Genomic DNA, 8,701 nt, shown 5'->3' on the forward strand with positions numbered 1-8,701 from the left:
TTTGGTTATTCGACCTAACCGAGGCTTTCCTCCTGTGGAATATTGCTTTGGCACTAAGCCTAACCGAGCAGAGAAGTCGCGACTTTTATCAAATTGAGAGCCGTTACCTATTGAAGCGAGTATCGCTGTTGCGGTTTGTGGCCCAATACCTCGAACCTTCATCACTCGCTGACATTAGTGCTGACCTTGGCGAAAGAATCGAAGACTTGTTCAGTATCGGCGATACGTTGGTTGAGTTCGTCAAGGTGGTGATAAGCATCAGCTATCAATGTTCTTGCTAGGAGTGGCAGTTCATTTTCTGCATCTTCCAGCATTAAGGGAACCTGTTTCATCAATGAAGAACGACCAACAGGAATGATTAATCCGAATTCCGAAAGCAGGGCACGCATGCGATTCATAAGCGCGGTGCGTTCACGACCCCAATGCTCTCTTATTCTATGTACAGATAGGATGGCTTGCTGTTCGGGGGATTTTATGGGCACAAAGCGAGTTGAGGGTCGCTGAACAGCTTCACAAATAGCAACAGCATCATTAAGGTCGTTCTTTCCCTTAGTTCGATAAGGAATTACGTATTTAACAGCCATAATGCGGGCGTCATGACCCAGTTTATTGAGTGTTCTGGCCCAATAATGTGCACTACCACACGCTTCAACGCCTATACGCATGAGTGGCATATTTGCTATTGTAGTCAATAGTTTAGAGCGTGTTACTGACTTATGAAGTATGACTTTACCATTTTGGTCTACGGCATGAAGGCTAAAGTAGTTTTTAGCTAGGTCGATACCGCAAAAATAAGAATAATCAGACATGGTGCCTCCGATGCATTTAAGTACCACATAAGTGTGGCAGAGCCTCGGTAGGGGGAGTCCATGTCATTTGTTATGTACTAGGAAGAAATATGGACATTAATATTAGATTAAATATTTGCAAATATGTTTTCACGGAATTCGTCTATATAGCGTTCTTGTCGCTTGTTTTGTTTGGGCTCTCAAGTGGTAACAATCAATGGTTAGTGCTCTTTGTTTTTTCTATGTGTATTGGTACAACCATTAGAATATTTATGCTGTGGCGTAAGCTCAGGAATAGTGCGCTGCAAACGTCAGGTGGGAAATTGCTTTTCAAAGGGTTCGCTTGCGATGTAACTATATCGTGTAGCTTTCTTCCTTTTGGTCTTTGGTCGACAGCCAAGGTTTCATATTTTGAAGATAGCATGCAGAAACGTAATATTTATATTCCAAAAAGTGCTTTAAGCCGTGAGCATTGGCAGCAAGTTTTGTGGCACCGTACATAACAAGCATTTAAGGCTTCAAGGTACTTTATCTAACCTCAGATAAGTGCGTTAGAGTCATTAGTCCAACGCGTTTGTGTCCAAAAGTGGGTTAGGGCTTCAAACATATTACCTCTCTATTATTCTCAGTTTCACTCAAAAACAACCCCCATTGTCCCCAAAGGCTTTTGGGTGAGATCGTGGGTGTGTTGGCTCGTTTCTGTGTGTCGCTGCAGCCTAATGAAATAGAGCATTCGGTTGCGTTCTACAAAGCAAGAATGAGCATGTTCCCTACTCTGTTTTCATTCAAAACAACCCCCGTTGTCCCCAGGGTTTTGGGAGGGGTAGTGGGTGTTTGGTTCGTTTCGATGTGCCGCTGAAGCCCAGATAAATAAGGCGTTTGATTGCTTTCCATAAAGGCAGAGTGAGCCTGTTCCCTACCCTGTTTTCACGCAAACAACCCCTAATGTCCCCAGGTTTTTGGGTGGGACCGTGGGGGTATTAGCTTGTTTCGATGTGCCGCTGAAACTCAATGAAATAGGGTGTTTGGGTGCTTTTCATGAAGACTGAGTGAGCATGCTTCCCACTCTGTTTTTACGCAAAACAACCCCCATTGTCCCCAAAGTTTTTTGAATGGGATCGTGGGTGTGTTGGTTCCTTTCGACGTGACGCTGCCGCCCAGATTAATAGGGCTCTTGGGTGCTTTCCATAAAGCCAGAATGAACATGTACCCTACCCTATTTTCACGCAAACAACCCCCATTGTCCCCAAAGGTTTTTGAGTGGGATAGTGGGTGAGTTAGGGAGTTTTAATATATCGTTTCAGCCCAGTAAGGTAGGGAGGTTGAGCGCTTTTCACAAAGCCAGAATGTGCCTGTTCCCTACCCTGATTTCATCAAAAACAACCCCCATTGTCCCCAGAGTTTTGAGTAGGGGGTGATTCCACTTTTCCTACAGCGTGAGCTAACCTTAAGTTCTTTTTCAAGCTGTTTGTAGGTGTTCGAGGGGCACAAAAAAGCCTCGCGCTTGGCGAGGCTTTGATTATCTAAATATTCTGGATGCATCTCGATAAAAGTTCTCATGACTGCCCAACGCCATTAAGGTCAGGACTAACGTACCGTCTTCATCGTAGTTGTACCCAAGCAAGGTGAGCTGTTTGTTCATCTTAAACTTGTGCACCCTAAGAAAAGACAGATCGCCTTTCTTCATCACGCCAATAAAAGGGTTTTCTATAACCTCTTTCACTGCTTTATCTAGATCTTGTTTCTGGTTTTTGTGTAGCTTTTTTACCGTCTTAGCAAATGTTGTAGTTTGCTCAATCTTTGTTACTTTCGCTAAATTCATAAGCGGTCGTATTCCCGTGCTCTAATTCGGCTTTAGCGATGATTGCCTGCAGTACGAACTCGTAGGTTAAGTCAGGGTTATCCTCCATGATCTTGCCTATTTTCGCCCAATGCTCAATTTGCTTGGGGGTCGTTCGATTTAAAGCTGTTCCAATGGTTGCAGCTCTATCTACTAGGCCTTCATCAAGCCTAACGCTTGTCGTAGCCATATGTCTTACCTTGGTCGATGGTCATTTGTTTGTTGATGTTAATTGTAGCGCATTGCATCGTATGTAGCAATTCGCTACAAAAGCCTTGCTAGCGGGCTTTGCACTTATCATAAGTGACCTATAAGGTGGTGCTTTTCTGATGGCTCCCTCATACCTGGGAGAATGCGTCATTTAGTCAACTAGTAACAGCTTCTGCCCAAAAACGTGTTAGACCTTGAACGTTTTTCACCTAACCTTTCACCCTTTTAGGTTAAAAACAACCCCCATTGTCCCCAGAGGCTTTAAGGTGGGACTGTCGGGATGTTAGGTAGTCTGATTATGTCGCTCTAGCCCAGTAAAATAGCGAACTTCAGTGATTTTAATAAAGCTGAATTTATCTTATCCCCAACTCCGTTTTTGCACAAAACAACCCCCATTGTCCCCAGAAGTTTTGGTTAGGAGGCAATGGGCCTAGCTAAGAAGATTTTGCCCCATTCGAAGTTACGCCTGATTAATGCAATAATTCAGAAAGTTGCTTTTTGGATTACTTTTATTCATTTTTGATCGAAATAAGAAACCAGTAAAAATTAGCCCTACTTAACTCTCAACAAGCTAAGTTCGAATCAGTTAAACGTGACAAAGCAAGAGTGAGTGGAGAACTCACTCTACTTCAAAGGGGTACCCAATACCTAAAAACGGTTAGCTAGATAGTAAAGGCAAAGTGAGTTGAGCAATTATCAATAATGGTTTTCGCTAACATCACTATTTAGTTTTTCCTTCCGCAGTCCGACATTCGAAAGTTGCATAGGCACAAAGCCAGATAGCCCTTCTACTCGTTTGAGCCAAGCTTCAAGAGCAGGGTAATCAGCTAAGCTTATGCCGCCTTCTGGTGCTAACTTGATATAACTGTAGAGCGCTAAGTCCGCAATCGTGGGCTTTGTTCCGACCAACCATTGGCGGCCGTTTTGGTAATTCTGAAGTTGCTTGAGTAGCTTATGTGCTTCTTGAGTGAGTGGCTCACTGTCTATGTTGCGATTAAATAAGTTCGCTGTGCGTAGTTTGGCGACTGAACCTGCTAGTCGGTGAGCGGCAAGAGAAAGACACTGCTCGATATTCGCACGTACTAGAGGCGACTCGGGAAGCCATTGCTTTTCTCTATCATAAACGGTCGCGAGATAAACCAGAATCGCGTTTGAGTCAGAAATGACGGTTTCACCATCGACTAATACTGGTATTTGACCAAACGGGTTAAGTGCCAAAAACTCTGACCGTTGATGTTCCCCAGCCGGTAAAGCGACGGTAATGAGTTCAAAATCCAATTCGAGGATACTTAATAGCATGTGCACGCGGTGTGCGTGTCCTGAGATAGGGTGCCAATATAGCTTGATCATTGTTTTCTCCTAACTATTTGTCTGTTCTATATTTAAGAACAACTTGCGAAGAAGAAAAACCCCGCTAACATGGAATGATAATTTCCAGCATGTTGATAAATTATGGACACTATCGATGGAATGAGAACAGTCGTGGCAGTAATAGAAACAGGCTCATTTACCGCTGCTTCAGAGCGTTTAGGTATTTCTAAATCTTTGACTTCCAAATACGTTAACCGCGTCGAAGAGCAGCTTGGAGTCAAACTGTTTCATCGCACTACCCGCAAGCTTTCAGTTAATCAGTCTGGCCAAGAATACTACCTTCAAGCACAACAAGTTTTGGCTAAGTTTGACCAGCTATATCATCAGCTTAACTCAAATAATAAAGAGGCTTCGGGGCCTTTGCGTGTAACAGCTTCGCAGGGTTTTGCAGAGGAATTATTAAGCCCACTTATTCCTGAGTTTCACGCTCGATATCCAGATATTCAGATTGATATCATCGTTACCAACCAAAAACTGGATTTAGTGGAGCACGGCATAGACATCGCTTTCCGTGCCAGTGAACTCGAAGACTCCAACTTAAGATATCGTAAGGTAATGTCACTTCAAAGTTCAGTGTATGCCGCACCTGACTTAGCAAAACAGTATCGGCATGATATGGAATTGAAACAATTGCCATGCCTTATAGATAACAATCTTCACTCCACAGCTCGTTGGCCTGTGGCCAGCGCTTTGAACCAGAGCAATACTGGTAATAGTCTCTCCGTACGAGCCGTTTTCAAAAGTAATAGTCCACGGCTTATTCGCCAGTTGACGCTCTCAGCAGTCGGAGCAAGCTATCAACCCGATATTATCGCTGCACCTTATGTGAAAAAGGGACTATTGCAAAAGCTTGATATCGGTTTTAAACCACTTAAGTATCCGTTGAACGCTCTCTACTGTGGAGGTGTTTATCAACCTGAACGAGTGAAAGCCTTTTTAGATTTTGTTATTGATAAACTTGGTGCAATTGATTGAAAGCAGCAGATATGCGCTAGCACATATCTGCTCCATTGTTCGTTAAAGCGAAACCTCAATAGAAAGCGATACCAGTGAGGTTTCAATACATTTAATTATGACTATTTCTATAACACTTCGGAAAACGTTACTAGAGGTACGCGAGGTGATGCAGCATTCAAAGCAATTTTATGAATCATCGCATCTGTAGTTGTGCAACAATCTTCAATAATTGAAACTTTATACTTTTCTGCTTTCTTTGATATAGCAGTATGCGTAACGCAATTTTGTGTCATCATCCCACATATCAGTAACTCATCAATATCTAACTTTTCCAGTGATTTCTCTAACTGAGTTTGATAAAAGCTATCTGCATGCTGTTTCTGTACGACTTCTGCATTAGGGCATATCGCGATTATTTCTGGGTGGATATTCGCTCCTTCACTACCTTTTTCAAAGAAAGGTGCCATTCCTTTAGGAGCCGAAGATACGTGTTGGATAAGAAAGACCGGAACATGATGTTGGTTAGCTTTAGCAATTAATTCTTTAATGTTTATCAAGATCTTATCTGTGTTCCATAATGGGAATTTACCTTTAGGAAAGTAATCATTTTGTATATCAATTATAAGTAATGCAGTTTTGTTCATTTTTGATCTCCTGTTTTTTTAACTTTTTGTTCAGGAAAATTATGAGCAACTTGCTGTAGTCTTTTTAGTGGTTAAAATGACATAAAAAGGGCAATAATCGACATATATAGAGAGTCGTATGACAAAAATATCCATTGGAATTTGTGAGTATCCTTCAGTATTGAAGTCTGCGGTTTTTGGTCTTGAAGAGATGTTTTTGCTTGCAAGCAGAGTTTGTCGAGAACAAGAGATTGAGGTCTTATTTGAACCAGTCATTATTTCGCATGATGAGTTGATAGAGGATAGTTTTACCGTTGTTTTGCTACCGCCAGCTTCAATAGACGATTATTACTTAGCACCTGAAGCCGAACTTATTGAATGGCTTAGAAAGCAGTACTCCAAGGGTACAGTTCTATCATCTGCTTGCGCGGGGGTATTTATTCTGGCCGCAACGAACTTGCTTCGTAAAAGAGAAGTGACAACCCATTGGGCGTTAGCAGAAACATTTGCCAGAATGTTTACGGAGATTCCACTTAACAGTAATAAGATATTGATCGATCACGGCGACATAGTGACGGCGGGCGGTATGATGTCGTGGCTGGATCTCGGGTTTGAACTGGTCTCTAAATATTCCTCACCTCGGGTTGTTCGCCAACTTGGTAAAACACTTGTTATCGATACTGCGCAGAGAGAACAAAGCTATTATCAACAATTCAAACCATCGTTCGCTCATGGTGATTTGGTGATTGTTTCGGTTCAACAAATAATGCATCAAGGTTATACGGAGCCGTTATCGATACATCAGCTAGCGAAGCAAGTAAGCATGACTGAACGTACTATGCAAAGACGGTTCCTAAAGGCTACGGGTTACAACCCAAATCAGTATTTGCAGCGTCTCAGAATACAGAATGCATGTGACTACTTGGAAAGTACAAAGTATTCATTTGAATGGATAGCCAATCAAGTTGGTTACGAAGATATCAGTGCATGTCGAAAGGCCTTTATCAATATTGTTGGATTAACTCCACGAGAGTTTCGAAAGAGATTTTCCTGATACAAAATCGGTTGGTAGTTAAGGTACGACAGAATCGCTTGGTGATCACAGGTTGCAGACCATTGCCGTAACTTATCTCTGCCCCAAAATCGTTCAGAGCTATTACTCTACATTTTTAAGGGGGCGTGCATTTGCCCTACTTAAAGTTATTCGATTGGGTTGATCATTGTTCATTCTCATCATTAGGAGACATCTTGCAGTCTAACTTTACTTCATGTGGTATAACTTATTGATTGTCAGTTGAATCAATATGAAAAAATTGCACTATCGAAGGATGAAAGACGACTACGTGTCGTCTAATAAGCGTTAAGTTTCAATCATAGATGGAGAGTATTAAGTGTCTAAAAGACTAGTGATAATTTGCGTCCTTAGCTGCAGCATTCTTGCTATTCTGCCCTTTTTGAATCTGCCAACACTAGAAACAAATACGACATTCATAGCATCCTATGGGGCTTACTTATCTGGCACGGTCGCTCCTCTTATCGCATTATTCGCGTTCTGGGCTGTACTTAAAACATTAAAGTATCAACAAGAACAGATCACTCAGCTATCTAATGACAGTCAAAAACAAGAGATTACTCGCTGTCTAGAAAAGTTAGAAACTCAAGTTAAAGAGTGCCTAACAAACCATGACCTCACGATAAAGGTCGAAGAGCGGGACTACACGTTATATCAATTAATGACTATGCCATATTTCGTCACTACTTATGAGCACGGGATAAAGAAAAATTCTTATTACCTTGAGGGAAAAAGGACAACAACGGACTACATGATTTATGAGTCAATTTGTACAGCATCACTTTATGTAACACGTATGTCCGAATACATTGCTGCATACAAAAAGTTATCAGATGATAAGTTTGTACCGGGGTTTTACTACAACAAGTATAGAGAGTTAGCGAAAAGGCTACATTACTTAGGTTATTTACATTCAGACAAATACGAATTTTGGGAAAAGAAACTTAACAATAAATTTAAGAGTGATTCACAACGCTAGGCGCCCTCACTTCAAGTGAGTTTAGTGTTTATGGCACAATGATTTAGGTAAGGTGTTAGCGTTGTTCACACCATAATTTGGCGTTATGCGCTATATCGTTCAAAAAGGATATCGAATGAATAAGTTATTAGAAGAGTTGCTAAAACGAGGGTTCAAAGCAAAAATACGCAATAAGAGTATATTTGTTCGTCTGTCTCTGTTGTCATACCCAGTATCAATATCTCACAACACTGAACGGAATACCTACGAGTTAAATATTGAATACTGGCGCTATATTGTCGTAATGATCGGGCTGTTGATTAATGTAATAGTCGGTTTTGTTTACGGAAATGTCATTCTAAGTTCCTTCATATTGGCCATTGTCTTGTTGCAACCAATAGGGTTGTTAATATCAAAATCTAGATCCAAGAAACTAAAAGAATATCTTGAATCAGTTAATGGTGAAGTACGCGCATAACAAACGACTATGGCGTCAATGATTAGTTTTTGGCTATATTTTCATCCCACATGGCGCCATCTCTCAGCATCGAGTTAAGGGTCACAACCATCTTTCTTACACAGGCGATTATTGCGACTTTCTTAGGCTTTCCGGCATCTAAAAGTCGAGCATAAGTGGCTTTAAATATAGGGTTACATTGCATGGCTGACATCATCGCCATGTATAAAACGGTTCGCACTTGCGAACGACCACCTTGGATTACGCGCTTACCTTTATAGCGTCCACTTTCACGTGTGATTGGAGCGACACCAATTAGTGATGCAGCTTGTTTGTTCGTGATATAGCCAAGCTCAGGTACGTTGCTAATTATTGATGCAGCGGCAATGTTTCCTATTCCTGGGACGCTCTGCAATATTGTGTTT

Annotated in this window: 10 protein-coding genes and 1 pseudogene; 5 read left to right on the forward strand and 6 right to left on the reverse strand. The window is 41.5% G+C overall.

The annotated features are described in order from the left end of the window. A pseudogene (locus KI743_RS11580) lies at positions 1–809 on the reverse strand (IS110 family transposase); the annotation flags it as partial. An 89-nt stretch (positions 810–898) separates the two neighbouring features. Between KI743_RS11580 and KI743_RS11585 the strand changes: the two are divergent. Next, a complete protein-coding gene (locus tag KI743_RS11585) occupies positions 899–1,291 on the forward strand; it encodes a hypothetical protein (protein WP_285466504.1) in 393 nt (130 codons plus the stop codon). A gap of 1,016 nt (positions 1,292–2,307) precedes the next feature. Here the strand turns inward: KI743_RS11585 and KI743_RS11590 are convergent. The 3 genes from KI743_RS11590 to KI743_RS11600 all read right to left on the reverse strand — a co-directional run bounded on the left by KI743_RS11590 (position 2,308) and on the right by KI743_RS11600 (position 4,188). Further along, entirely contained in the window at positions 2,308–2,610 is a 303-nt protein-coding gene (locus KI743_RS11590) for a type II toxin-antitoxin system RelE/ParE family toxin (RefSeq protein WP_285466505.1), read from the reverse strand. Then, positions 2,582–2,818: a hypothetical protein gene (locus KI743_RS11595; protein WP_285466506.1), complete on the reverse strand. Its 237-nt coding sequence runs from the start codon at positions 2,816–2,818 to the stop codon at positions 2,582–2,584. Before KI743_RS11595 ends, KI743_RS11590 begins: the two co-directional genes overlap by 29 nt. 716 nt (positions 2,819–3,534) lie before the next feature. Then, on the reverse strand, positions 3,535–4,188 hold the full coding sequence (locus KI743_RS11600; protein ID WP_285466507.1) for a glutathione S-transferase family protein: 654 nt from the start codon (positions 4,186–4,188) through the stop codon (positions 3,535–3,537). A gap of 120 nt (positions 4,189–4,308) precedes the next feature. Here KI743_RS11600 and KI743_RS11605 point away from each other — a divergent pair, with 120 nt between their 5' ends. Then, complete coding sequence (locus tag KI743_RS11605; protein WP_285466514.1) at positions 4,309–5,184, forward strand: LysR family transcriptional regulator; 876 nt, start codon at positions 4,309–4,311, stop codon at positions 5,182–5,184. A 107-nt stretch (positions 5,185–5,291) separates the two neighbouring features. Here the strand turns inward: KI743_RS11605 and KI743_RS11610 are convergent, their stop codons facing one another. Continuing rightward, positions 5,292–5,810, reverse strand: a complete 519-nt coding sequence (locus KI743_RS11610) for a cysteine hydrolase family protein (RefSeq protein ID WP_285466508.1) — start codon at positions 5,808–5,810, stop codon at positions 5,292–5,294. Between the two features lie 118 nt (positions 5,811–5,928). Here KI743_RS11610 and KI743_RS11615 point away from each other — a divergent pair, with 118 nt between their 5' ends. The 3 genes from KI743_RS11615 to KI743_RS11625 all read left to right on the forward strand — a co-directional run bounded on the left by KI743_RS11615 (position 5,929) and on the right by KI743_RS11625 (position 8,297). Then, positions 5,929–6,843 carry a GlxA family transcriptional regulator gene (locus KI743_RS11615; RefSeq protein ID WP_285466509.1) on the forward strand — a complete coding sequence of 305 codons (915 nt, stop codon included), beginning with the start codon at positions 5,929–5,931 and terminating at the stop codon, positions 6,841–6,843. 337 nt (positions 6,844–7,180) lie between these two features. After that, entirely contained in the window at positions 7,181–7,840 is a 660-nt protein-coding gene (locus KI743_RS11620) for a hypothetical protein (RefSeq protein ID WP_285466511.1), read from the forward strand. A 115-nt stretch (positions 7,841–7,955) separates the two neighbouring features. After that, entirely contained in the window at positions 7,956–8,297 is a 342-nt protein-coding gene (locus KI743_RS11625) for a hypothetical protein (protein ID WP_285466512.1), read from the forward strand. 22 nt (positions 8,298–8,319) lie between these two features. Here KI743_RS11625 and KI743_RS11630 read toward each other — a convergent pair. Beyond that, on the reverse strand, positions 8,320–8,701 hold a 382-nt coding region (locus KI743_RS11630), incomplete at its 5' end, for a transposase (protein WP_285466513.1).

Source organism: Vibrio sp. D420a, from assembly GCF_030248625.1.
In the GTDB taxonomy this organism is placed as follows: domain Bacteria; phylum Pseudomonadota; class Gammaproteobacteria; order Enterobacterales; family Vibrionaceae; genus Vibrio; species Vibrio fortis_A.

What these genes read in the sequence shown, in the direction of transcription:
- KI743_RS11585 (WP_285466504.1), top strand. Translation starts at nt 899, where the DNA reads ATGGACATTAATATTAGATTAAATATTTGCAAATATGTTTTCACGGAA.
- KI743_RS11590 (WP_285466505.1), bottom strand. Translation starts at nt 2,610, where the DNA reads ATGAATTTAGCGAAAGTAACAAAGATTGAGCAAACTACAACATTTGCT.
- KI743_RS11595 (WP_285466506.1), bottom strand. Translation starts at nt 2,818, where the DNA reads ATGGCTACGACAAGCGTTAGGCTTGATGAAGGCCTAGTAGATAGAGCT.
- KI743_RS11600 (WP_285466507.1), bottom strand. Translation starts at nt 4,188, where the DNA reads ATGATCAAGCTATATTGGCACCCTATCTCAGGACACGCACACCGCGTG.
- KI743_RS11605 (WP_285466514.1), top strand. Translation starts at nt 4,309, where the DNA reads ATGAGAACAGTCGTGGCAGTAATAGAAACAGGCTCATTTACCGCTGCT.
- KI743_RS11610 (WP_285466508.1), bottom strand. Translation starts at nt 5,810, where the DNA reads ATGAACAAAACTGCATTACTTATAATTGATATACAAAATGATTACTTT.
- KI743_RS11615 (WP_285466509.1), top strand. Translation starts at nt 5,929, where the DNA reads ATGACAAAAATATCCATTGGAATTTGTGAGTATCCTTCAGTATTGAAG.
- KI743_RS11625 (WP_285466512.1), top strand. Translation starts at nt 7,956, where the DNA reads ATGAATAAGTTATTAGAAGAGTTGCTAAAACGAGGGTTCAAAGCAAAA.